This window comes from Caballeronia glebae (genome assembly GCF_001545035.1).
In the GTDB taxonomy this organism is placed as follows: Bacteria; Pseudomonadota; Gammaproteobacteria; order Burkholderiales; family Burkholderiaceae; genus Caballeronia; species Caballeronia glebae.
This window is the reverse complement of the sequence record NZ_FCOJ02000025.1, coordinates 56,621-80,396: the sequence shown is the minus strand read 5'-3', so window position 1 is coordinate 80,396 and position 23,776 is coordinate 56,621. Positions and strand designations below refer to the sequence as shown.

The following is a 23,776-nucleotide window of genomic DNA, read 5'->3' as shown; positions in this document are numbered from 1 at the left end:
CATGAGTCTCGTCGAACTAAAAGTACCCGACATCGGCGACTTCTCCGATGTCGATGTCATCGAAGTCAATATCAAGCCCGGCGACGTCATCGAAAAGGAACAGGGCGTCATCACGCTCGAAACCGACAAGGCCACGATGGAAGTGCCCGCCGATGTCGCGGGCACGATCAAGGAAGTGAAGGTTCAGCAGGGTCAAAAGGTCAGCCAGGGCACGGTCATCGCGATGGTCGAAACCGAAGGCGCGGGCGCTGCCGCCGCTCCGGCCGCAGCGCCGGCTCCGGCCGCCGCTCCCGCGAAGGCTGCGGGCGGCGGTGGCGTGCAGGACGTGAAGGTGCCAGATATTGGCGACTTCAAGGACATTCCGGTCATCGAAGTGCACGTGAAGCCGGGCGATACGGTCGATAAGGAGCAGTCGCTCGTCACGCTCGAATCCGACAAGGCGACGATGGACGTGCCTTCGCCCGCCGCCGGCACGGTGAAGGAAGTCAAGCTCAAGGTCGGCGACACGGTGTCGGAAGGCACGCTGGTTCTGACACTCGAAGGCGGCGCCGGTGCTGCTGCCGCTGCGCCTCAGAAGGCCGCGCCCGCTCCGGCGCCTGCCGCAGCCCCGACGCCCGCGCCGCAAGCGGGCAGCTATTCGGGCGCGGCCGATGTCGAATGCGACATGCTCGTGCTCGGCGCCGGTCCCGGCGGATACTCGGCGGCCTTCCGTTCCGCCGATCTCGGCATGAAGACCGTGCTCGTCGAGCGTTATTCGACCTTGGGCGGCGTGTGTCTGAACGTCGGCTGCATTCCGTCGAAGGCATTGCTGCACACGGCGCTCGTCATCGACGAAGCGGCCGAGCTCGCGGCGCACGGCATCAGCTTCGGCGAGCCGAAGGTCGATCTCGACAAGCTGCGCGGCTTCAAGGAAGGCGTCGTCAAGAAGCTGACCGGCGGTCTCGCGGGCATGGCGAAGGCGCGCAAGGTGCAAGTGGTGACGGGCGTCGGCACGTTCGTCGATCCGTACCACATGGAAGTGAACGGCCCGGACGGCAAGAAAGTCGTCAAGTTCAAACAGGCGATCATCGCGGCGGGCTCGCAGGCGGTGAAGCTGCCGTTCTTCCCGGACGATCCGCGCGTCGTCGATTCGACCGGCGCGCTCGAATTGCGTCAGCTTCCGAAGCGCATGCTGGTCGTGGGCGGCGGCATCATCGGCCTGGAAATGGCGACGGTATATTCCACGCTCGGCTCTGACATCGACGTCGTCGAAATGCTCGACGGCCTGATGCTCGGCGCGGACCGCGATCTCGTGAAGGTCTGGGAGAAGTTCAATTCCAAGCGCTTCACGAACCTGATGCTCAAGACCAAGACGACCAAGGCGGAAGCCCGGGAAGACGGCATCTACGTGACGTTCGAAGGCGAGAAGGCGCCGAGCGAACCGCAGCGTTACGACCTCGTGCTGCTCGCGGTCGGCCGTAGCCCGAACGGCGGCAAGATCGGCGCGGACAAGGCGGGCGTCGCGGTGACGGATCGTGGCTTCATCGACGTCGACAAGCAAATGCGCACCAACGTGCCGCACATCTTCGCGATCGGCGATCTCGTCGGCCAGCCGATGCTCGCGCACAAGGCCGTGCATGAAGGCCACGTGGCGGCGGAAGCGGCGCACGGCGAGAAGGCGTATTTCGACGCGCTGCAGATTCCGTCGGTGGCGTACACCGATCCGGAAGTGGCGTGGGCGGGCAAGACGGAAGACCAGTGCAAGGCCGAAGGCATCAAGTTCGGCAAGGCCGTGTTCCCGTGGGCCGCGTCGGGCCGCGCGATCGCCAACGGCCGCGACGAAGGCTTCACCAAGCTGATCTTCGATGAAGAGACGCATCGCGTGATCGGCGGCGGTATCGTCGGTCTGAATGCGGGCGATCTGATCAGCGAAGTGTGTCTCGCGATCGAGATGGGCGCGGATGCAACCGACATCGGCAAGACGATTCACCCGCACCCGACGCTCGGCGAATCGGTCGGCATGGCCGCCGAGTTGTACGAAGGCGTGTGCACGGACTTGCCGCCGCAGCGCAAGAAGTAAGCTGCCATACTTCGAGAAGTGCAAAGGCGCGCTCCTTCAACGGAGCGCGCCTTTTTAATGCGGACGAATGCGTGGACGACAAAAAACCCGGCGCGATGGCCGGGTTCTTCGTGATTCGTGCTGCATCAACCGGGCAGAAGCCCGGCGGCAAACTTACGCAACCGACTTCTTGGCCACGCGCGAAGCTTGCTCGGTCGCTTGCGTAGCGGCCTTCGTCGCAGCCGTAGCGGCAGCGTTGAAGTTGCTTTCAGCGATTTCCACAGCTTGCTTCGTTGCCTTGTGAACCGTTTCGTACGTCGTGTTGGCGGCGGTGATAGCCGACTTCATCACGGCGACGGCGGTTTCCGAACCGGCCGGTGCGTTCTTCGCGACGTTGTCGACGAGCGTTTGCACCTTGCGGTTTTGCTCTTCGTACTGAGCTTCCGCGACACGGGCAAATTCAGCTTGCGTGGCCGACGCGATTTCATACAGGTGACGGCCATACGACAGCACCTTTTCCGCGACCGGTTGGGTCAGGCTGGCTTGCAGCGCGAGCAGTTCTTGCGCGTCCTTCACCGACAATGCGCGTTGTGCGTTTTCCTGGCTTTCAGCCAGCGTCGACTTCACAACTTGCAGGTTCAGTTCGACAAGCTTCTCGACGCCTTCGAACGCCTTGTTCGTGAGGCCGAACAGCGTGTCGAAATTGGCTTTTTGTGCAGCGGCGATTTGCTCGGGGGTCAACAGCGTCATCTCAGGCTCCTGATGGCAGACCCATCAATGCGGGTCGTGGTTTGGGTAGATCCGGCGCGATGAACCTTGCCGGCTAGGTGCAACTGCGATTGGTGCGTCGCAACATGAAACACATTTTAGACAAATTCCTATGGATGTCAAGCGCTTTTTGTGCGCCGCACAATTGGCGGAATCGTATGTTAAACAAGAACTTACATGACGACCGCGCGCCCAAAGGGCATGCCCGTGGAAACCCTATGCACACAAGCTGGGCATGGTTTCGGAGGCGCGCCAACATGCCACGCCGTACTGAATGAAAGCACGGCAGGATGAAAGTTTGATGTTTCGACGACGCGAGCCCCCGCGTGCTCTGCGGCGATGCGGGGATGAGATATTTCTGAAGGTCGTCCTATTTTTAGGATGTCGCCGTACACCAAATTGTTGGAGAAACGTTAACATTTCGGCTGTCCGATATGCCGCGTGTTGGTCCGCGTCCTCCGACCGTGCTTGCTCCTCGATTCGAAACTCCGCGTCTTGGCCGGTTTGGTCGTCACGTTTGCCTAAAGTCGTGGAAAGTTTTGCCGATAGTGCGTTTGTCGTCGTGTAGAAAAGCGCGCTCTGGGCAGCACTATTTCGCTGGGACGATCGTTTTTTCCGATCGAGGCGCTTTTTATTGAGCAATTCGCAATTGCGGCTTACAACTCGGTTTAAAGAGTGCCGATAAGTGCTTAATATTGCTTAAATTTCGTAGCTTCACTACACTTGGCGGTACTCTCCAGCCGCCCAACAGAACACTAATGAAAACCGAAATGTTTTCGTCGTTAAAGGTGGTACACGGCGTGGCAATGCGCTCGGCATTGTCCATCGCCGTTTCCATCGTAGTAGCGACGTCCTTCGCAGCGGCTCCGGCTGAAGCCCTCGCGAAGACCGCCACCCCAAGCAAAACCGAAAAGAAATCCACCGCGAAGGCTGAAAAGCCCGCGCGGGTGGCGAAAACCACGCTCAAGGCGCCGAAGCCCGCGAAGGCGGCCAAGGTCGCGGCGGCCCAGGACGACGACGACGCGCCCCGCGCATCGCGCAAGCGTCGCGTGGCGTATCGCATGGAACCGCATGCGCGCCGCGCCGCGGTGCATGCGGTGGCGTATCAGCCGCGCGCGACCTCGGTCGGCCAGGCATTCGGCCTGCGCGACACGCCCGACAGCCTCGCGCTGCGTTCGAGCGTGGCTTACGTGGTCGACCAGAACACGTCCGAGACGCTCTTCGACAAGAATTCGCGCGCCGTCGTGCCAATCGCTTCGATCACCAAGCTGATGACGGCAATGGTCGTGCTCGATTCGCACATGCCGCTCACGGATGAAATCAGCGTCACCGACGAAGATCGCGACTACGAGAAGTTCACGGGTTCGCGCCTCGCGGTCGGTTCGGTGCTCAATCGCGAAGACATGCTGCACATCGCGCTGATGGCATCGGAAAATCGCGCGGCCGCGGCGCTATCGCGCTTTTACCCGGGCGGCCGTCCGGCGTTCATCGCCGCGATGAATGCGAAGGCGAAGTCGCTCGGCATGGTCGATACGCACTTCGAGAATTCCACGGGCCTCACGAGCCTTAACGTGTCGAGCGCGCGCGACCTCGTCAAAATGGTCAACGCGGCGTATCAATATCCGCTGATCCGCAAGTTCTCGACCGACCGCAACTACGACGTCTTCACCGGCAAGCGCAATCTCGCCTACAACAGCACGAATGCGCTGATCCGCAATGCTTCGTGGGATATCGGCTTGCAGAAGACGGGATTTATCAACGAAGCGGGCGAGTGTCTCGTGATGCAGGCGACCGTGAATGGCCGTCCGGTCGTGATCGTGCTGCTCGATTCGTACGGCAAGTATTCGCGCTTCGCCGACGCGGGCCGTCTGCGCTCGTATCTCGATGCGCTCGGCGAGCCGCATATCATGAGCGCGGACATGGGTGGCGGCGCGAATCCTTGAGCGCCTGTTGTTCGCAGACAGCAAAGCGAAACGGGATTCGTCGAAAGACGAATTCCGTTTTTTTCATGCGGCGTGGATCAGCGTTGCGCGTGCTGCGCGTGTTGCGCGTCGGCGGCTGGCTGGTCGGGGTGATACCCCAGCGTTGTCGAGATTTCGAGCGCCGTGTGGCTCAGTTGCTTGAGCCAGGCGTCCTGCAGGCGATCGGCGGGCGCGGAGAGCGACAGGCCGGCGACGAGTCGCCCCGTGTCGTCGTAAATGCCTGCAGCGATGCAGCGCACGCCGAGTTCGAGTTCCTCGTTGTCGCGCGCGCATGCTTGCTGACGCACCAGCGACAATTCGCGTTCGAGTTTCGAGAGATCCGTAATGCTGTTTTGCGTGTGGCCGGAGAGCCCGGTTCGCATCGCGTAGGCGCGCACGCGTGCGGCTTCGTCGGCGGCGAGAAACAGTTTTCCGACCGATGTCAGATGTAACGGCGCACGGCCGCCGATCGCGCGCACGACCTGCATACCCGAGCGCTCGGAATACGCGCGCTCGATATAGACGATCTCGTCGCCTTGCCGCACGGAAAGATTGACGGTCTGCCCGGTCTGCCGATGCAGTTCGCGCATCGGCGGCATCGCGGCTTCGCGCACTGAAAGACGCGCCTTCACGAGGTTGCCGAGTTCGAGCAAACGCATGCCGAGCCGATACGTGCCGGGATCGGAGCGATCCACGAGCCGGCACAGCACCATGTCGTTCAAAATGCGATGCGCCGTGGACGGATGCAGCTCGGTGCTCTGGCTAAGCTCTTTCAGGCTGACGGGATCAGTGTGGTCGGCGAGGGCGTCGAGAAGACGCATCATGCGCTCGATCACCTGAATAGAGGTTTTGGATTCCGGGTTCGTATCGCTCATCGTGAAAAATCGGTTGACGCGTCAAACAGCGGAGTGGCGATTGTATCTCATAATGTGAAAATAAGAACGCTGCTTCAAAACAATCATCGCGCCACGGACGTGCGCGGCCGGCGTGCGCCCCGTCGGACGGGACTTTTCGCGGATAATCGGCGCTGCGTTCACATCATTTCTACAAAACAGGAAACGCCCCCAATGCGAGTCGGACTATTCGTGACATGTCTCATCGACATGATGCGCCCGGAAATCGGCTTCTCGGTCATCAAGCTGATCGAGCGGGCGGGCTTCGAAGTCGTCGTGCCGCCGTCGCAGACGTGCTGCGGCCAGCCTGCCTACAACTCGGGCGACCGGCCGCTCGCCCGCGATCTCGCCGAAAAAACGCTGCGCGAATTCGAGCAGTTCGACTACGTCGTGATTCCGTCCGGGTCTTGCGGCGGCATGATTCGCGAGCACTACGGCGATCTCTTCCGTGACGATCCGCAATTGATGGGCCGCTTCGCCCGCCTCCAGCCACGCGTGTTCGAACTGACCGATTTTCTCGTGAATGTCGCCAAAGCGCGCATGGAGCCGGGCGCGTTCGACGGCATGGTGACGTATCACGATTCGTGCTCGGGCCTGCGCGAACTCGGCGTGAAATCGCAGCCGCGCGAGTTGCTCGCGCAGGCGGGCGTGCCGGTGGTCGAGATGGCCGGATGCGAGCATTGCTGTGGATTCGGCGGGACGTTCGCGGTGAAGTACGGCGACATCTCGACGGCGATCGTCGACGAGAAATGCGCGAACATCAAGGCGAGCGGCGCGGATACCGTCGTACTCGGCGACCTCGGCTGCATGCTGAACATCGAAGGGCGCCTGCGCCGCACGGGCGACACGTCCACGCGCGTGCTGCACATCGCGCAGGTGCTTGCCGGCGACGCACAAGGTCGCGCCTGAGCGCATCGAAAGGAGAGACATCACATGCAAGTCCAGACGATGCACTTCAAGGCGCGCGCGGGAAGCAAGCTCGCCGATGAGCGCCTGCAGCAGAATCTCACGAAGCTCTCGACCAAGTTCGTCAGCGCGCGCGCGAGCGCGGTGCGCGACATCGACTTCGAGGCGACGCGCGACGCGTTGAAGGAGCGCCGCGATCGCGCGCTCGATAATCTCGACGTGTGGCTCGAAACCTTCGAGCGCGAGGCGACGCGTCGTGGCGCGACCGTGCTCTATGCCGAATCGACGCAGGATGCCGCGAAGCTCGTCGCGGAAATCGCCCGCAAGCACGATGTGAAGAAGGTCATCAAGACCAAATCCATGGTCTCGGAAGAGATGCAGTTGAATCGCGTGCTCGGCGAGATGGGCGTGCAGTCGATCGAGACCGACCTCGGCGAATACATCCTGCAGATCAACGACAACGAACCGCCGAGCCATATCATCGCGCCGGTCGTCCACAAGGATAAGGAGCAGATCGCCGATCTCTTCGCGAAGACGCACAACAAGCCGCGCCTCACCGATATCCCCGAGATGACGCGCGAGGCGCGCGAGGTGTTGCGGCCGCACTTCATGTCGGCGGACATGGGCGTGACGGGCGGGAACTTTGTGATCGCGGAGACGGGATCGGTGGCGGTCGTCACGAACGAGGGCAACGAGGGCATGTGCACGGTGATGCCGCGCGTGCATGTCGCGGTGACGGGCATCGAAAAAGTGCTGCCGACGCTCGAAGATCTCGCCACCGCGATGCGCCTGCTGCCGCGCTCGGCGACCGGCCAGACGATCTCGAACTACTTTTCGCTGCTGACCGGACCGCGCGCCGCCGACGAGACGGACGGCCCCGAACATATGTACTTCGTGCTCGTCGATGGTGGGCGCACCGGGCTCATCGGCGGTGAGTTTCAGGAGATGCTGCGCTGTATTCGCTGCGGTGCGTGCATGAATCATTGCCCGGTCTATCAGAAGATCGGCGGCCATGCGTATGGCTGGGTGTATCCGGGACCGATGGGCTCGGTGTTGACGCCGGCGTATGTCGGCATCGACAAGGCGCTCGATCTGCCGCAAGCCGCAACGCTGTGCGGCGAATGCAACAGCGTCTGTCCGGTGGACATTCCGCTGTCGGATTTGCTGCGCAAGCTGCGCGAGAAGCAGATGGAGCGTCGGCTGCGCCCCTGGAGCGAACGCGCCGCGCTCGCAGCGTGGGGTTATCTCGCGAAGCGTCCGCTTGCATACGCGCTCTTCACGAAGCTCGCGGTGCGCGTGCTCGAACGCGTGGGCGGCGACAAGAAGGCGATTTCACGGTTGCCGTTCGGTGCGGGATGGACCGGCACGCGCGACATGCCCGCGCCGGTCGGACGCACGTTCCGGGAGTTGTACAAGGCGCAGCACTCGCATCTCGGATAAAACAAGGCCGCGCCAGATTCGGCGCGGCCTTGTTTTCAATGCGATCTTTCGATGAAGGCGCTCGGCGCTTTATCTTTATCCGCCGTAGCGTCCAAGAAAGCCGCGTGAATTGCCGCTTTCTCGATTGCCGTTGCCGCCACCGCCGTTTGCGGCTGGCGGCGGGGCGCGATTCGGCCCGGGGGGTTGACCGCCTACCGCCTTCGGCATGGGTGAGCCACCGCCCGCTTGTTGCGGAGGCGGCGCTGGCGGCGGACGACCGCCGCCGCCTGCTTGCGGCGGAGGACCATTCGGATGTCCACCGCCTGCTTGCGGAGGCGGTCCGCCCGGACCCCGGTCGCGCGGAGGATGTCCGCCGTGCCAGCCGCCCTGCGGCGGCCGACGCCAGCCGGGACCGTCATCCCAGTAACGATTCGGTCCCGGACCGTAGTAGACCGGCCCCGGACCGGAGTAATAACCGCCGCCTATCGCCACGCCCGGTTGCACGACCGGCGGGCCGCCGTAGTACCCGTAACCCGGATCGTCGTAGACAGCGGGATAGCCGCCGCCATAGGCCGAGCCATCGGGATACACCGCGCAACCGCCGAGTAGCGCGGCAGACGACGCAAGCAAAACACCAGCGACTGCGGATTTCATGATCTTTGGAAGAACCTGTGGAACCATTAGTCAATCAGACATCATCGGCGGGTGGATGTCGCCAACAACTTTGTAAGCCTTTATGACGGCAAGCTGTCATAAAGGCGCGAGCGTGCCGCAGGGCTCGTCAAAAGGCTTGTTGTCGCGAGTGCAACAAACTTTTGCTTTTCAACGACTTTTTAAGATTGGGACGAGTCCGTAATATTCGAAGTGTCCATCAGTGGGTTCTTTTTTTGCGTTACCCGCTGTGACATATCGACTAAAGGCAGTCCCATGAAAAAGACAATATCGACCTACTGGCCCGTGGCCATTCTGCTTCCGATCGCGCTGGCGTTTTGCATGCACGTGAGCGAAGGCACCGGCGCGGCCAAGCGCCATGAAGAAACCAGCGTGGCGGGCGTGAGCGCCGAACTGGCGCGCGCGATTTCGCTCGGCTTCGTCGAGGACGAAGAAGCGGCGCCCGCTGCCGTCTCGGCGCAAAAGACGCTCTGAATTGCTGCTTTCGACGCGCACAAAAAATTGGCGCCCGCAGAGGGCGCCAATTTCATTTATAAGCCGCCGAAGCGCCTTATAAGAAGCTCACTTCAGCACGGCTGCGACAGCGGTCGCGACGGCATCGAGGTTGCGCGTGTTCAGCGCGGCCACGCAGATGCGGCCCGTGCTCACGGCGTAAATGCCGAATTCTTCACGCAGACGATCGACTTGCGCCGCCGTCAGGCCCGAGTACGAGAACATGCCGCGCTGCTTGCTGACGAACGAGAAGTCGCGATCGACGCCGCTCGCCTTCAGACGCTCGACGAGGCCAATGCGCATCGCGCGGATGCGGTCGCGCATTTCGCCCAGTTCCTGCTCCCAGGTCGCGCGCAGTTCCGGCGACGCCAGCACGGCCGCGACGATCGAACCGCCGTGCGTCGGCGGGTTCGAGTAGTTGGTGCGGATCACGCGCTTCAGTTGCGACAGCACGCGCGCGGACTCTTCCTTGCCCGTCGTGATGATCGACAGCGCGCCGACGCGCTCGCCGTACAGCGAGAACGACTTCGAGAACGACGACGACACGAACACGTTCAGTTCCGACGCCGCGAACAGACGCACGGCGGCGGAGTCCGCGGCGATGTTTTCCGCGAAGCCCTGATACGCCATGTCGAGGAACGGCACGAGATCGCGCGCTTTCACGACTTCGACGATCTGCTTCCACTGATCGTCCGACAGATCGACGCCCGTCGGGTTGTGGCAGCACGCGTGCAGCACGACGACGGTGCCGGCCGCGTAGCTGTTCAGCGCGGCGAGCATGGCATCGAAGTTCACGCCGTGCGTCGCGGCTTCGTAGTACGGATAGTTGACGACCTCGAAACCGGCGCCTTCGAAGAGCGCGCGGTGGTTTTCCCAGCTCGGATCGCTGATCGCGACGATCGCGTTCGGATTCAGACGCTTCAGGAAGTCGGCGCCGATCTTGAGCGCGCCCGTGCCGCCGAGCGCCTGCGCCGTCACGACGCGGCCCGCGGCGATCAGCGGCGAGTCGTCGCCGAGCAGCAGCTTTTGCACGGCGGCGTCATAGGCGGCGATGCCGTCGATCGGCAGATAACCACGCGGCAGCGCGGCATCGACGCGTGCTTTTTCGGCTTCGCGCACGGCGCGCAGCAGCGGAATCTTGCCTTCTTCATTCGTGTACACGCCGACGCCAAGATTGACTTTGGTCGTGCGCGTATCGGCGTTGAAGGCTTCGTTGAGGCCCAGGATCGGGTCGCGGGGAGCGAGTTCGACGGCAGAGAAAAGAGACATGATCTATCGGCAGTGAAGGAAAGACGTGCGGCGGATGCAAGGGATGATGCGGACGCCTGGAAAACATCGCGCGGCTCGCGAGGCGAAAAACGGCTTTGAACCCTTGAGCCTGGCCGCACATTGTAACGAATCCGGCGAGGCTTTTCGGGCGAATATGGTGCGAATGCGCGTGCTTTTTGGCCCTTATTTCAACATAAACGCCGAAAATGGGCGATAAAAAAGGGCGCGACTGAGTTCGCTTGATTTTGGCGATCCACGCCCAATCTGACGAAGACTACGCTTTCACATTCCGGTCACGTCGGGGCGAGCGCGCGCATTGCGTACAACGCTAGAATGATCGATTGCCCCAGGCGTTGACTCTCTCGATTTCACATGTCCGATACTCTCATCGAATCCCCCGAAGAACTGGACGAATCGAAGTTCGTCACGTTCGAAGGCTCGCCGTTTCAGCTATATCAGCCGTATCCGCCGGCGGGCGACCAGCCCAGCGCCATTTCGACGCTCGTCGAAGGCATCGAGGACGGCCTTTCGTTTCAGACGCTCCTCGGCGTGACCGGCTCGGGCAAGACCTTCACGATGGCGAACGTCATCGCGCGCATGGGCCGCCCGGCGATCGTCTTCGCGCCGAACAAGACGCTCGCCGCGCAGCTCTACGCCGAATTCCGCGAGTTCTTTCCGCGCAACGCCGTCGAGTATTTCGTCTCGTACTACGACTACTACCAGCCCGAAGCGTATGTGCCGCAGCGCGATCTCTTCATCGAGAAGGATTCGTCGATCAACGAGCACATCGAGCAGATGCGGCTTTCGGCCACGAAGAGCCTGCTCGAACGGCGCGATGTGGTGATCGTCGCAACGGTGTCCGCGATTTACGGTATCGGCAATCCGTCCGAGTATCACAGAATGATTCTCACGCTGCGCACGGGCGACAAGCTTGGCCAGCGCGACGTCATCGCGCGGCTGATTGCGATGCAGTACACGCGTAACGAAGCCGACTTCTCGCGCGGCTCGTTTCGCGTGCGCGGCGACACCATCGACATTTTTCCGGCCGAGCACGCGGAAATGGCGGTGCGCATCGAGCTTTTCGACGATGAAGTCGAATCGATGATGCTCTTCGATCCGCTCACCGGACGCGTGCGCAACAAGATTCCGCGCTTCACCGTGTATCCGTCGTCGCATTACGTGACGCCGCGCGACACCGTCATGCGCGCGATCGAAACCATCAAGCTCGAATTGCGCGAGCGGCTCGAATTCTTCCACGGCGACGGCAAACTCGTCGAAGCGCAGCGGCTGGAGCAACGCACGCGCTTCGATCTGGAAATGCTGCAGGAACTCGGCTTCTGCAAGGGCATCGAGAACTACTCGCGGCACTTTTCGGGCGCGGCGCCGGGCGAACCGCCTCCGACGCTCGTCGATTATCTGCCGCCCGATGCGCTGATGTTGCTCGACGAATCGCACGTGTTGATCGGCCAGTTGAACGGCATGTACAACGGCGACCGCGCGCGCAAGGAAAATCTCGTCGACTACGGTTTTCGCATGCCGTCGGCGCTCGACAACCGGCCGCTCAAGTTCAACGAGTTCGAGCGCAAGATGCGCCAGGCTGTCTTTGTTTCGGCGACGCCCGCCGACTACGAGCAGCAAAAGGCGGGGCAGGTGGCCGAGCAGCTCGTGCGGCCGACGGGTCTCGTCGATCCGGAAATCGAAGTGCGCCCGGCGCGCTCGCAGGTCGACGACGTGCTCTCGGAAATCAACGCGCGCGTCGCGGTGCACGAGCGCGTGCTCGTCACCGTGCTGACCAAGCGCATGGCCGAGCAGTTGACCGAATTTCTCGCCGATCACGGCGTGAAGGTGCGCTATCTGCACAGCGACATCGACACGGTCGAGCGCGTGGAAATCATCCGCGATCTGCGGCTCGGGACGTTCGATGTGCTTGTCGGTATCAATCTGCTGCGCGAGGGTCTCGATATTCCCGAAGTGTCGCTCGTCGCGATTCTCGACGCCGACAAGGAAGGTTTTCTGCGCGCCGAGCGCTCGCTGATCCAGACCATCGGGCGCGCGGCGCGCAACGTGAACGGCAAGGCGATTCTCTATGGCGACAAGATCACCGACTCGATGAAGCGCGCCATCGGCGAAACCGAGCGGCGCCGCGCCAAGCAGATGGCGCACAACGAGAAGATGGGCATTACGCCGCGCGGCGTGGAGAAGCGCATCAAGGACATGATCGATGGCGTCTACAACGCCGACGAAGCCCGCGCCGATCTCAAGGAAGCGCAGGCGCGCGCGAAGTTCGAGGACATGTCCGAGAAGCAGATTTCCAAGGAAATCAAGCGCCTCGAAAAGCAGATGATGGATCACGCCAAGAATCTCGAATTCGAAAAGGCGGCGCAGACCCGCGACCAATTGGCGCTCTTACGGCAGCGCGTGTTCGGGGCGAACGTGGGCGATCATGTGCCCGGCATCGGTGAAAAATAAGCTTTTTGGAATGAATTCCGAGGCTTGAATTGAAGGGCGCGGCGAATCGGACGGTTCGCCGCGCTTTTTTATTGCCTGCCGGCATCGCCCGATCCAGCGAAAAGCCTTACTGCGTCTAGGTCTGTAAGCTCGCCCAAATTGTTCCAGGTGTCGAACGATGCTAAACTGACGAACATTGAGAATGGTTCGTATTAACGTTCACAGAGTTGTGCTTCGCCGGCTCTGAAGAACGCGCTGGCGGACCGTTGCGAATGAAGGTTTTAACTGGCCGGCGCTTTCTATTCCGGGCGTCTGAAGTGCCGGTCCGGTCTTCCGGTGACAAGGCTCGCGTGGCACGCGCGCCGATCGATAACAACAAGGAGTTTCTATGGGTTCAACGTTGATGCGCGGCCTCGTCGCCGCTGCGGGTCTCACGGCGATGATGGCGGCGTCCGCAGCCGAATATCCGATCGGCAAGCAGCACATCGAGGCCGGCATGGAAACGGGCGCGGTGTACCTTCAGCCGATCACGATGTCGCCGGAAGGCATGATGCGCAAGGCGTCGGATTCGGATATCCACCTGGAGGCGGACATCCACGCGGTCAAGAACAACCCGAACGGTTTCGCCGAAGGCGACTGGATGCCGTACCTGCAAGTCACCTATGAACTCACGAAGACCGGTACGACGCAGACGATCAAGGGCGACCTGATGCCGATGGTCGCGAGCGACGGCCCGCACTACGGCGACAACGTCAAGCTCTTCGGGCCGGGCAAGTATCACCTGAAGCTGCATATCTCGGCGCCTTCGCAGGAAGGTCACATGGCGTTCGGCCGTCACACCGACAAGGAAACGGGCGTGGGCCCGTGGTTCAAGCCGTTCACGATCGAATACGACTTCCCGTTCGCGGGCATCGGCAAGAAGGGCGGCTACTGACCGTCCGCGACGCCCGGCATCCCGGACCGGGCGTGTTAATTCTCAGGATGTACGCATGAAACTGAAAAGCCAGGTGGCCGCGCTCGCGATGTCCGCGTTCGCCTTTGCCGGGATCGACATGGCGCGCGCCGCCGACCTGCCGACGTTCAAGCTCGAAATGAACGACGGCAAGCTCAACCCGGCGCGCATCGAGGTGCCGGCGGGGCAGCGCATCAAGATCGAAGTGCACAACATCGGCAAGGGCGCCGCCGAGTTCGAAAGCGTGCAGTTGCGCAAGGAAAAAGTGCTTGCGCCGGGCGCGGATTCGTTCGTGGTGATCGCACCGCTGGACCCGGGTGAATACAAGTTCTTCGACGACTTTCATCAGAGCGCGCAAGGCGTGATCGTCGCGAAGTAACGGACGTGCCGCGCGCGACGGTTTCACGCCGCGCGCGGACGGTTGAAGTGGAATTGCTGGAGGTTGGGTATGGGGCAGGTACTTTTCATCGTGTGGCGGGAGAGCGTCGAGGCGTTGCTCGTCGTCGGCATTCTCTACGCGTGGCTGAAGAACGGCGACCATCAGGCGCGCCGGGGCCTGCCTTATTTGTGGGCCGGTGTCGTCATCGGGCTGCTCGCCGCGGTGGCGCTGGGCGCCGCGCTGATCGGCTTCACGGAAGTGCTGTCGGGCGATGCGCAGGATTACTTCCAGACCGCGATGGTGCTGGTCGCGTGCGTGTTGATCGTGCAGATGGTCCTGTGGATGAAGCGCCACGGCCGCACGCTCAAGCGCGACATGGAATCTTCGCTGCAAAAGAACACGCAGGACGGGCACTGGTGGGGCATCGCGCTGCTCGTCGCGCTGGCGATCGCGCGTGAAGGCAGCGAGACGGCCGTGTTCCTGTATGGCGTCGGCTTCGGGCAGTCGGGGCACGTCGACGTGTCGCAATACATCGCGATCATTCTCGGCTTCGGTCTCGCGCTGCTCACGTTCTATATCCTGCAACTCGGCGGGAAGATCTTCTCGTGGCGCTCGTTCTTCCGCGTCACCGAAATCATGCTGTTGTTCCTCGCGGCCGGTCTGTTCGAGTCGGGCGTCGACAAGCTGATCGACATGGAAGTGCTGCCGGCCATCGTCAATCAGGTGTGGAACACGTCGTGGCTGCTCGACGATTCGAGCACCTTCGGATCGCTCGTTGCTACACTCACCGGCTATCGCGCGCATCCGGCGGGCATGAATCTCGTCGCGTATGCGGTGTATTGGGTCGTCATCTATCTTCTGCTGCGTCGTTCGAATCACCGGATGGCGCAAAAACAAAAGGCGGCAAGCCGTCCAGCATGAGTTCCGTAATGCCTAGACCGGGCCGGCTTCAACAAGCCGGCCAATGGATGCAACGCCACGGCAGCACGATCCGCATGATTCAGTGGGTCGTCGTTGCCGTGTACGCATTTCTGATCATCGTTCCCGCCGTGACGCCGCTTCCGGACGGCTCCGCGCATTTGTGGAGCAATCTCACGCTCGCGGCGCAATTCGTGTTCTGGGGCATCTGGTGGCCGTTCGTGCTGCTGTCGATGGTCATGCTCGGCCGCGTCTGGTGCGGCGTGCTGTGTCCCGAAGGCGCGCTGTCGGAGTTCGCGAGCAAGTTCGGCCGCGGCTGGGCGATTCCGCGCTGGATGCGCTGGGGCGGCTGGCCGTTCGTCGCGTTCGGCCTCACGACGATCTACGGGCAGATGGTCAGCGTCTATCAGTATCCGAAAGCGGTGCTGCTCGTGCTCGGCGGTTCGACCGTCGGCGCGATGATCATCGGCGTGCTGTATGGGCGCGAGAAGCGCGTGTGGTGCAAGTATCTGTGTCCGGTCAACGGCGTGTTCTCGCTGCTCGCGCGGCTCGCGCCGTTTCACTACAAGGTGAGCGAAGACGCGTGGCGCCGCTCGTACAAAGAGGGCGAGCATGGTCATCGCGTAATTCCGATCAACTGCGCGCCGCTCGTTCCGCTGCGCAATATGAAAGGCGCCGCCGACTGCCACATGTGCGGCCGATGCAGCGGCCATCGCGATGCGATTTCGCTCACGTGGCGCTCGCCGTCCGAGGAAGTCGTGACGCTCGGCCACAAGGCCGCGAACCCGTGGGACACCGCGCTCATTCTGTACGGTCTGCTCGGCATCGCGATCGGCGCGTTCCACTGGACCGTGAGCACGTGGTTCGTCGATCTGAAGCAATTTCTCGCCGCCTGGCTGATCGATCACAACATCCTCTGGCCGCTCGATACCAACGCGCCGTGGTTCCTGTTCACGCATTACCCTGAACAGAACGACGTCTTCTCGTGGCTCGACGGGACGATGGTCATCGGCTATATCGTCGCGACGGGGCTCGTGTACGGCACGGTGCTGCTCGCGCTCCTCGCGTGCGCCTCGCGCATGCTCGGCAAGTCGAACGCTACGCGCCTGCATCATCTGACGCTCGCGCTGATTCCGGTCGCGGGCGTCGGCGTGTTCCTGGGCCTTTCCGCGACGACGGTGTCGCTGTTGCGCGCCGAGCATTTGCCGCTGTGGTGGGTGCCGGGTCTGCGGCTCGGTCTGCTCGCGGCCGCGAATCTGTGGAGCGCGTGGCTTGCGTGGCGCGTGACGAGCCGCCATGCATCGGCGCTTGGTTCCCGTCTGCTCGCGATGGTATGGTTTGTCTCGGCGCTGGCCGTTGCGGACAGCGCGTGGTACCTGATGTTCTGGGGCTTCAGCCGATAAACCGTCCACGCCGTCACGCGCGGCAACGAGAGCGAGAAGTGAGAACCAAACCTGTACTGACCGACGAAGACGTCAAGGCGATGGCCGCGGCCGCCGAGGCGCACGCGAGAGAACACAACTGGAACGTGACGATTGCGATCGTCGACGATGGCGGACATCTGCTGAATCTGCATCGTCTCGACGGCGCCGGCGCGAGCACCGTGGAAATGGCCACGGGCAAGGCGCGCACGGCCGTGCTCGGCCGCCGCGAAACCAAAGTCTACGAAGACACCATCAAGCAGGGCCGCACGGCCTTTCTCAGCGCGCCGATGACCGCGATGCTCGAAGGCGGCGTGCCGATCTTCGTGGGCGCGGACATCGTGGGCGCGGTGGGCGTGTCGGGCGTGAAGTCGGATCAGGATGCGCAGATCGCGAAGGCGGGCATCGCGGCGCTGGGCATCGAGAACGTCTGACGGCTTATCGCCGTTCGGTACCGCAAAACAAAAACGGCACGCCTTCGTGATGAAGCGCGTGCCGTTCGTTCGATCATCATTGCGTGGCTCGGTCATTGAGCGCATCGCAAAAGCGCGGGAACCAAAAAAAGCGGCTTCGCTTGCTATCGACGACTGGCTGGTGTTTGCACGAAGGGGTCTAAATTCTCGCGTGCAAGTCGTCCTCGCTGGCTAAGGCCAAACACCTCTTGGCGAGGTGGTCCCCACAATACCCGGTACGTACTGCTGTTCTTGCCGTTCGTTGCTGCTTACTTCGTCAGGATCAGCTTGCCTAGACGCGTTGCGCGTAACTGATACGTCTCCCCGTTATGCACGATGCTCACGTGACTGCGTCCCTGCAGCAGCGCGTCGCTTTTCAGCGACCGCTCGCCGGTGCCGTCCCCGGCGTGAGCGACATGGACCGTGGTGACCGTGGTCGCCTTCGGGCGGGTGATCGCGGCGTCGCGGACAGCCGGGCGGCGCAGCCTGAGCGTGGAGGATCGCGGCGTGTCGGTCATGTCAGAAAGTGTGTGTTCGTTGATTCGATGGGTCTATAGTAAATGATAACTATTCCTATTTGCAACTAGACTTTCCGATTGAAGCACAACTTCTGATAGCCAATCTCGATGCGGCGGCGAGGCATTCGCTGCCGCATTCGGGAAACGCTCAATGCAGTGGACTTTGGTCCTTGCGGCCGTGCACGAACTGGCGAATCAGCCGCACAGTGTCGATGTCGGATTCGCGATACGCCGACTTCACGATCTCCTGCGTCTGACGCTCGTCGGGCGTGGGGTTCTGGTTTTCCGGCAGCGTGGTGCTGTAGCTGAAGCGCAGGAAGAGCTGGAGCGCATCGGGCTGCTCGATCGCCATCGTGAGCGAGCCGCCGACGTAATCGGCGGTCGGCAGGATGTCGTAGCGCACGCTGGAGCCGGGTGTGAGCGTCACGCGATCCCGCACGGTCGCCTGGCCGTAATGGAGCTCGCGTTCCATCGTGTCGCCATCACGCGTGAGGATGTCGCAGCTATCCAGGCCCAGCACGAACAGTTGCGGCTGCTCGGCGCGCAGGACGAGGCCTTCCCAGAGTTGCTCGCGCGTCAGCGAGTCGAGAAGCGGGTTGAGCGGATCGTTGATCTGGATGAGGTGTTCGAAATTCAAGACGACGTTTTCCTTGGACGTTCGTGGTGCCTGCGACGCATTACTGCGCGAGACCGGACTCGATATGAATCGCGCCGGACAGGACCTTATGCATCGGGCACGCATTGGCAATTTGCAAGAGCCGTTCCCGCTGGTCGCCGGACAGCGCGCCCGTGAGCGTGATACGCCGGTCGATGTTCGTGCCTTCGGCGGTGCTCTTCATCGACAACTCGACGTGCACGCCTTCCAGCGGCCATTCCTTGCGCTTCGCGTACATCTTCAGCGTGATCGATGTACACGCTCCGAGACTCGCGAGCAGCAGCGACGCGGGCTCCGGTCCCGTGTCGCCGCCGCCGATGCTGGCAGGTTCGTCCGCGATCCACGAATGCGTGCCGTCTTCGAGACGGACTTGATAGTCGATGCTGCCGATGCTGGCGGTCACGGAAGGTCCGGCCATGCGTGCTCCTGGTTCGGGTTGAGACTGCAGGAATGACGAATACGGTGCAACAAGAACGGTCATTGTGACGCAATGTGTCCGTTCATGCCGCACCGTCTTCGCCGATTTCGACCGAGCTGCGTGGGCGAGGGCGCTTAGTGCGCTCAGCGCGCTCAGTGTGAGATGGCGCCCATCCGGCCCGCTTGATAGTCGGTCACCGCCTGGCGGATCTCGTCCTCGGTGTTCATCACGAACGGGCCGTAGCGCACGACCGGCTCCTTCAACGGCACGCCGCCGATCAGCAGAAGCTCGACGGGTTCCTCGCCGGCTGCGAGCGCGATCGTGTCGCTGTCGTGTCGGAAGATCACCATTTGCTGCGCGCGCACCGGCTGGCTTTGCGGCCCATACAGCGCGGTGCCCGAAAGCGGATAGGCGAACACGCGGTAATCGCGCGGCACGGGCAGCTCGACCTTCCCGCCTGGCGCGAGCGAGAAGTGCTGATACAGGATCGGCGTGCGCGTCTCGATCGCGGCCTTCACGCCGAGCGCTTCACCGGCGATGACTTTCACGCTGACCTTGCCGTCTTCGCTCGTCGCGACGGGAATCTGCGTCGACGGAATCTCCTGATAATGCGGCGCGATCATTTTGTCGCGCTGCGGCAGGTTGACCCAAAGCTGCAAGCCGTGCACACGTCCGCCACGGCTCGTGAATTCCTCGGCGGGCATTTCGCTGTGCACGACGCCCGCGCCTGCGGTCATCCATTGCACGTCGCCCGCGCGCAGCGTGCCGGAATGGCCGGCGGAATCCTTGTGGCCGAACTCGCCTTCGAGCATGTACGTCACGGTTTCGAAGCCGCGATGCGGATGATCGGGCGCGCCTTTCGCCTCGCCGGGCGCGTAGTCGGTGGGGCCCATTTCGTCGAGAAGAAGGAACGGATCGAAATCCATCAGAAGACGGGTCGGAAACGGGCGATAGACGACGAAACCGCCGCCTTCGACAGTGCGGGTCGCCGGAATGATGCGTTCGATGCTGCGGCTGATGGACATTGTTGCCTCGCGTCGCGGATACAGAAATGAGGGAATAGCGATAAATTTGAAACACAGAGCTATTATATGGGCCGCATTTCGCAGTAAAAGGCGTCGTGGCGCAATGGATTGTCCCGCTGGGGATAACGAACCGCGCTGAATCGCGACGATCCGCGCCGATATTCATCTCCAGAGTTTCAACGAGCGACCATGAAAGCCGACTCGCATGACCTGAACGACCTGATGTATTTTTCGCACGTCGTCGAGCACGGCGGGTTTTCCGCCGCGGAACGCGTGCTCGGCATCTCGAAGTCGCGCTTGTCGCGGCGCGTGTCGGAACTGGAGGCGTCGCTCGGCGTGCGCCTGTTGCAGCGCTCGACGCGCAAGCTTGCGCTGACCGAGGCGGGGCAGCTTTTCTACCAGCATTGCCAGGCGATGCTCGCCGAAGCGCAGGCGGCCGTCAATGTCGTGCAGAGCCTGCGCGACTCGCCGCGCGGCACGGTGCGCGTGAGCGTTCCCGTGACAATCGCGCAGACCTTTCTTTCCGCCGTGCTGCCGGATTTCATGCATCGCTATCCGGAGGTGCGCGTCGTGTTGCGCGTGACGAACCGCGTCGTCGATCTCTTCGAGGATGCCGTCGATGTCGCGCTGCGCGTGCGTTCGGAACCGCCCGCGAGTTCGAACCTCGTCGCGCGGCCGCTGTGGCGCACGGAACAGATGCTGGTCGCGGCGCCGTCGCTGCTGAAATCGAACGCGCCGCCGATGACGCCCGCCGAACTCGCGCAATACGACACGATCGACACGCCCTCGTCGGACGGCCGCCACGTCTATCGCCTGATCGCGCCGGACGGCACGCGTCACGAATTCGAACACGAGCCGCGGCTCGTCACGGCGGACCTGTCGATGATCCGCGAGGCCGTGATGCGCGGCGTCGGTATCGCCGCGCTGCCCGAGATGATGTACGGCGCGCCGCTGCGCACCGGGCAGCTATCGCCCGTGATGCCGGGCTGGACGTTTCCGTCGCCGCAACTTTACGCGGTATTCCTGTCGCGTCAGGGCATGGTCCCGGCGGTGCGCGCATTCGTGGATTTTCTTGTCGAGTCGATCGGTAGCGGTCAACGCTTCCCAGGAGAATGTCCTGTTCACGAACAGCCGGAACGGGAAACAGTTTGACCGCATCGGCGTTTGTCATTGGTTTATGACATTGAAGCGCGCGCTTGCGATGGACAGATTCAATTGATCGTCAGAGGTTGCGGCGGTATATTGAAGCTCCCTTCGCTAAGGAGCTCCTTATGCGAAAACTGACGGCTGCTCTGATAGTTAGCCTGATAGGGTTGATTGCACTGTCCGTGTCGACCACGGCTGCTGCATGTGACGGGAACTCGGGCTCTGGGTATCAAAGTCCGAAATGACCGCCTCACCCGAATGCGCCGAGTGCGCACTAAAAAAGGCCTTCATCCGACGATGAAGGCCTTTTACTTTGTGCGCTCGAAAGAGGGCGCGCCGGGACTTACTTGCCGTGCTTCGGCTCGGTGACGAAACCGATCTTCGTCAATCCGCCCGCCTGCGCCGCCGACATCAGATCGACGACCTTTTCGTACGCCACCTGACGATCCGCGCGCAGATGAATCTCTGGCTGCGGATTCTGCTGCGCCGCTTGCGCGATGCGTGCGTCGAGCGTCGCCGAGTCAATCGGCTGATCGTCCCACAGCGTGGTGCCGTCGGCCTTGATCGCGATATTCACGTGCGCGGGCTTCTCGTCCTGCGGCTGGCTGCTTGCATGCGGCAGGTCGATCTTGACCGCGTGATGCATGGCCGGGATCGTGACGAGGAAAATAATCAGGAGAACCAGCATGACGTCGACGAGCGGCGTCATGTTGATCTCGCTCATCATGCCGTCGTCTTCGTCGCCGGCGAAAGGGCTCATGGCCATGATGCGGACCTCCCCGGCTTACGACGCGCGCGTCGCGAGACGCAGATTGTCCGACGCGGCGTTCGTCGCGCGCTTGGTCGACGAGAGCTTCGTGCCCGTCACGAAGAACGCGTGCAGGCCGTGCGCGAAGCGGTTCAGCTTCGTGACGATGCCCTTGTTCGCGCGCGTGAGGGCGTTGTAGCCGAGCACGGCGGGAATCGCGACGAAGAGGCCGAACGCGGTCATGATGAGCGATTCGCCCACCGGACCGGCGACCTGATCGATCGACGTCTGGCCCGTCGCGCCGATGGTCAACAGCGCGTGATAAATCCCCCAGACCGTGCCGAACAGACCGACGAACGGCGACGTGGAGCCGATTGACGCGAGCACCGCGAGACCCGACTGCATGCGGCCGACGCCTTCGTCCATGACATCCTTCAGGCAGCGCGTGATCCAGTCCGACACGTCCATGCGATCGTGCAGATGCGGCTGCGTGTGGTGATGATGATCGGCGGCTTCCTGGCCGGCGAGCGCGAGCGCGAGAAACGGGTTGTCCGCCGGGCTCGACGACTGGCTGCCGAGCTTCTTGATGCCGTCGTTGAAGTCGTCGGAATGCCAGAACGCTTGTTCAGCATTCTTGGTGAGGCGCTTCAGGCGCACGACATTCCACGCCTTCACGACGATCACCGTCCACGAAAGCACCGACATGATGACGAGCGTGAGCGCGATGCCCCGCGTCACGAAGTCGCCTTGCGCCCAGACGTGCGCAATCCCGTAGTTTTCCATTTCTCTTTCCTTGTTTCTAAATAAACCGATCAGTCGTTCAGACTGAAAACGAATGGCACCGTGGCGCTCGCACGAATCGCTTCGCCATTTTCCTTGTAAGGGCTGCACGCGCTGCCGCGCACGGCCTCAAGCGCCGCGTCATCGAGGCGCGACGAGCCGCTGCTCTTTTGCAGCGTGGCGTTTTCGATCTTGCCCGAGAGACCCACCGTCAGACGGATCACGGCCGTGCCGGTTTCGCCGCGACGCTTGGCCATTGCCGGGTAGTCTGGTTGCGCGATGTTACAGCTAAGGTGCGCGACGTTCTTCGGCGCGGCGAGATCCATGCTCGGCTTGCCGATGGCGGGCGCGGCCGGCGGCGGCGCGGGTTGAGCCGGAGCGGGCGGAGCGGGCGGCGTGGGTTCAGGCGCGGGTGCGGCGATTTGCGACGGCGCTTCGGTCACGGGCATCGGCGTGGGCTTCGGCTCGATTTTCGGTTTGACCTTCGGCGTGGGCTGCGGCTTCGGAACGGGCTTCGGCACCGGCTTGGGCGGCGGCGGCGTTTCGACCGCAACCGGCTGCGGCGCGGGCTGCGGCGTTTCGCTGATCAACTGCGCGGTGATCGATTTGGCTACGATCGGGCGCGGCAGCGGCGCGTTGCGCATCGTCAGCGCGACGGCCAGGAGCGCGGCGTGAATGGCGAGGACCGCGACGCAAGCCGCGATGACGCGCGGATTGACGTTCGCTGCCGGCGCCGACTGAAATGCGGCGGGAGTAGTGGTCGGGGACTGCATTGTTATTGGCTGCTTGCGATGCCGCGTGAATGCTTGCCGATAATGCTGCCTTCCGGTTCGCCATCCAACGGTTGCACAGGCACGGTGCGGAAGAAACCAGACGACGTCATTTTCGGAAAATAAGCAGGGAGATAAACAGGGTGGTCACGAAACCGATCAGCAATTCCATCTTTCCCTCCAGGGGTAAAGGGGTTGCGCGGCTGGCTAGAAGTGACCGGTGTACGAAGGTAATCTGGCTTGCTGGAGGCGATAAAACGGGCGGCGCGGCTGAAACTTCGGCGCCGCCGGTTGAGCGCGGCCCGGCGGCGTGGCTTCCTTCAGGCAGCCTGGCGCTCGTAGAACGTCAGCGGTGCAACGTGTTCGCGCTGCTCGACTCCGCAGCGCGACGCGCAGACGCCGCTTTGTGCCATTACGTCGCGAACGCTTTCCTCACACTTGCCGCAGCACAATGCAACGCCGAGCTCGAATTGCAGTTCGTCGAAGGAGTCTAATCCGTCGGCGATGGCGGTTCGGATCTTCCGGTCGGACACTGACTTGCAGACACAGACAATCATGATCGTTCGCAATAGTTAGCGTTAATGCGAATTATTATCATTCGGTATTGGCGCGTTTGCAAGCGGGGCTCCGTCTTTTTTGTAACAGAGCGCCCAAGTTAGCGGGTTTATTGCTAGGAGGCTTGCCTGGCGGGGCGAAGCGCGCGCTGAAACTGGCTACGCGCGTGAGAA

25 protein-coding genes are annotated in these 23,776 nt (G+C 62.3%); 12 read left to right on the top strand and 13 right to left on the bottom strand.

Annotated elements, in window-relative coordinates:
* The first annotated feature begins 1 nt into the window (after position 1).
* Positions 2-2,059, top strand: coding sequence for a dihydrolipoyl dehydrogenase (gene lpdA, locus AWB82_RS18565; RefSeq protein ID WP_086969722.1), 2,058 nt, complete (start codon positions 2-4; stop codon positions 2,057-2,059).
* Between the two features lie 153 nt (positions 2,060-2,212).
* On the opposite strand, the gene AWB82_RS18560 is transcribed toward lpdA, so the two are convergent.
* Complete coding sequence (locus AWB82_RS18560) at positions 2,213-2,788, bottom strand: phasin family protein (RefSeq protein ID WP_014190976.1); 576 nt, start codon at positions 2,786-2,788, stop codon at positions 2,213-2,215.
* A gap of 649 nt (positions 2,789-3,437) precedes the next feature.
* Positions 3,438-3,767 carry a hypothetical protein gene (locus tag AWB82_RS38350; RefSeq protein ID WP_235023345.1) on the bottom strand — a complete coding sequence of 110 codons (330 nt, stop codon included), beginning with the start codon at positions 3,765-3,767 and terminating at the stop codon, positions 3,438-3,440.
* On the opposite strand from AWB82_RS38350, the gene pbpG reads away from it, so the two are divergent.
* A complete protein-coding gene (gene pbpG, locus AWB82_RS18555; RefSeq protein ID WP_235023344.1) occupies positions 3,754-4,749 on the top strand; it encodes a D-alanyl-D-alanine endopeptidase in 996 nt (331 codons plus the stop codon). The genes AWB82_RS38350 and pbpG overlap by 14 nt on opposite strands.
* Before the next feature lie 77 nt (positions 4,750-4,826).
* On the opposite strand, the gene AWB82_RS18550 is transcribed toward pbpG, so the two are convergent.
* A complete protein-coding gene (locus AWB82_RS18550; protein ID WP_086969718.1) occupies positions 4,827-5,642 on the bottom strand; it encodes an IclR family transcriptional regulator in 816 nt (271 codons plus the stop codon).
* A 192-nt stretch (positions 5,643-5,834) separates the two neighbouring features.
* On the opposite strand from AWB82_RS18550, the gene AWB82_RS18545 reads away from it, so the two are divergent.
* Both AWB82_RS18545 and AWB82_RS18540 read left to right on the top strand, forming a co-directional pair.
* The gene (locus tag AWB82_RS18545) at positions 5,835-6,569 is read left to right on the top strand and encodes a (Fe-S)-binding protein (protein ID WP_086969716.1); all 735 of its coding nucleotides are present in this window, start codon (positions 5,835-5,837) and stop codon (positions 6,567-6,569) included.
* 24 nt (positions 6,570-6,593) lie between these two features.
* On the top strand, positions 6,594-8,006 hold the full coding sequence (locus AWB82_RS18540) for a lactate utilization protein B (RefSeq protein WP_086969714.1): 1,413 nt from the start codon (positions 6,594-6,596) through the stop codon (positions 8,004-8,006).
* 75 nt (positions 8,007-8,081) lie between these two features.
* Here AWB82_RS18540 and AWB82_RS18535 read toward each other — a convergent pair whose 3' ends face one another.
* Entirely contained in the window at positions 8,082-8,639 is a 558-nt protein-coding gene (locus AWB82_RS18535) for a hypothetical protein (RefSeq protein WP_086969772.1), read from the bottom strand.
* A 273-nt stretch (positions 8,640-8,912) separates the two neighbouring features.
* Here AWB82_RS18535 and AWB82_RS18530 point away from each other — a divergent pair, with 273 nt between their 5' ends.
* Positions 8,913-9,131, top strand: a complete 219-nt coding sequence (locus AWB82_RS18530; RefSeq protein ID WP_086969712.1) for a hypothetical protein — start codon at positions 8,913-8,915, stop codon at positions 9,129-9,131.
* Between the two features lie 87 nt (positions 9,132-9,218).
* Here AWB82_RS18530 and AWB82_RS18525 read toward each other — a convergent pair whose 3' ends face one another.
* On the bottom strand, positions 9,219-10,418 hold the full coding sequence (locus AWB82_RS18525) for an amino acid aminotransferase (protein ID WP_086969710.1): 1,200 nt from the start codon (positions 10,416-10,418) through the stop codon (positions 9,219-9,221).
* A gap of 372 nt (positions 10,419-10,790) precedes the next feature.
* On the opposite strand from AWB82_RS18525, the gene uvrB reads away from it, so the two are divergent.
* The 6 genes from uvrB to AWB82_RS18495 all read left to right on the top strand — a co-directional run bounded on the left by uvrB (position 10,791) and on the right by AWB82_RS18495 (position 16,970).
* Positions 10,791-12,887 carry an excinuclease ABC subunit UvrB gene (uvrB, locus tag AWB82_RS18520; RefSeq protein WP_086969708.1) on the top strand — a complete coding sequence of 699 codons (2,097 nt, stop codon included), beginning with the start codon at positions 10,791-10,793 and terminating at the stop codon, positions 12,885-12,887.
* A 367-nt stretch (positions 12,888-13,254) separates the two neighbouring features.
* Positions 13,255-13,800 carry an iron transporter gene (locus tag AWB82_RS18515; RefSeq protein WP_086969705.1) on the top strand — a complete coding sequence of 182 codons (546 nt, stop codon included), beginning with the start codon at positions 13,255-13,257 and terminating at the stop codon, positions 13,798-13,800.
* Between the two features lie 55 nt (positions 13,801-13,855).
* On the top strand, positions 13,856-14,197 hold the full coding sequence (locus AWB82_RS18510) for a cupredoxin domain-containing protein (protein WP_086969703.1): 342 nt from the start codon (positions 13,856-13,858) through the stop codon (positions 14,195-14,197).
* Between the two features lie 69 nt (positions 14,198-14,266).
* Positions 14,267-15,118: an FTR1 family iron permease gene (locus AWB82_RS18505; protein WP_086969701.1), complete on the top strand. Its 852-nt coding sequence runs from the start codon at positions 14,267-14,269 to the stop codon at positions 15,116-15,118.
* Entirely contained in the window at positions 15,115-16,518 is a 1,404-nt protein-coding gene (locus AWB82_RS18500) for a 4Fe-4S binding protein (protein ID WP_200818139.1), read from the top strand. The genes AWB82_RS18505 and AWB82_RS18500 overlap by 4 nt, the downstream gene beginning before the upstream one ends.
* A 38-nt stretch (positions 16,519-16,556) precedes the next feature.
* On the top strand, positions 16,557-16,970 hold the full coding sequence (locus AWB82_RS18495) for a GlcG/HbpS family heme-binding protein (protein ID WP_086969697.1): 414 nt from the start codon (positions 16,557-16,559) through the stop codon (positions 16,968-16,970).
* A gap of 287 nt (positions 16,971-17,257) precedes the next feature.
* Here AWB82_RS18495 and hemP read toward each other — a convergent pair whose 3' ends face one another.
* The 4 genes from hemP to AWB82_RS18475 form a co-directional block, all read right to left on the bottom strand.
* Positions 17,258-17,506, bottom strand: coding sequence for a hemin uptake protein HemP (gene hemP, locus AWB82_RS18490; RefSeq protein WP_086969695.1), 249 nt, complete (start codon positions 17,504-17,506; stop codon positions 17,258-17,260).
* 148 nt (positions 17,507-17,654) lie between these two features.
* On the bottom strand, positions 17,655-18,143 hold the full coding sequence (locus AWB82_RS18485) for an SRPBCC family protein (protein ID WP_086969692.1): 489 nt from the start codon (positions 18,141-18,143) through the stop codon (positions 17,655-17,657).
* Positions 18,144-18,183: 40 nt separating this feature from the next.
* Positions 18,184-18,579 carry an OsmC family protein gene (locus AWB82_RS18480; RefSeq protein WP_086969690.1) on the bottom strand — a complete coding sequence of 132 codons (396 nt, stop codon included), beginning with the start codon at positions 18,577-18,579 and terminating at the stop codon, positions 18,184-18,186.
* Between the two features lie 152 nt (positions 18,580-18,731).
* Entirely contained in the window at positions 18,732-19,604 is an 873-nt protein-coding gene (locus AWB82_RS18475) for a pirin family protein (RefSeq protein ID WP_086969689.1), read from the bottom strand.
* A gap of 189 nt (positions 19,605-19,793) precedes the next feature.
* Between AWB82_RS18475 and AWB82_RS18470 the strand changes: the two genes are divergently transcribed.
* Positions 19,794-20,756: a LysR family transcriptional regulator gene (locus AWB82_RS18470; protein WP_086969687.1), complete on the top strand. Its 963-nt coding sequence runs from the start codon at positions 19,794-19,796 to the stop codon at positions 20,754-20,756.
* Between the two features lie 337 nt (positions 20,757-21,093).
* Here the strand turns inward: AWB82_RS18470 and AWB82_RS18465 are convergent, their stop codons facing one another.
* From AWB82_RS18465 to AWB82_RS18450, 4 genes are all read right to left on the bottom strand, one after another.
* Positions 21,094-21,516, bottom strand: a complete 423-nt coding sequence (locus AWB82_RS18465) for an ExbD/TolR family protein (protein WP_086969685.1) — start codon at positions 21,514-21,516, stop codon at positions 21,094-21,096.
* Positions 21,517-21,534: 18 nt separating this feature from the next.
* The gene (locus AWB82_RS18460; RefSeq protein WP_086969683.1) at positions 21,535-22,281 is read right to left on the bottom strand and encodes a MotA/TolQ/ExbB proton channel family protein; all 747 of its coding nucleotides are present in this window, start codon (positions 22,279-22,281) and stop codon (positions 21,535-21,537) included.
* Between the two features lie 29 nt (positions 22,282-22,310).
* On the bottom strand, positions 22,311-23,051 hold the full coding sequence (locus AWB82_RS18455) for an energy transducer TonB (protein WP_086969681.1): 741 nt from the start codon (positions 23,049-23,051) through the stop codon (positions 22,311-22,313).
* A gap of 317 nt (positions 23,052-23,368) precedes the next feature.
* The gene (locus AWB82_RS18450) at positions 23,369-23,605 is read right to left on the bottom strand and encodes a (2Fe-2S)-binding protein (protein ID WP_086969679.1); all 237 of its coding nucleotides are present in this window, start codon (positions 23,603-23,605) and stop codon (positions 23,369-23,371) included.
* Positions 23,606-23,776 lie beyond the last annotated feature (171 nt).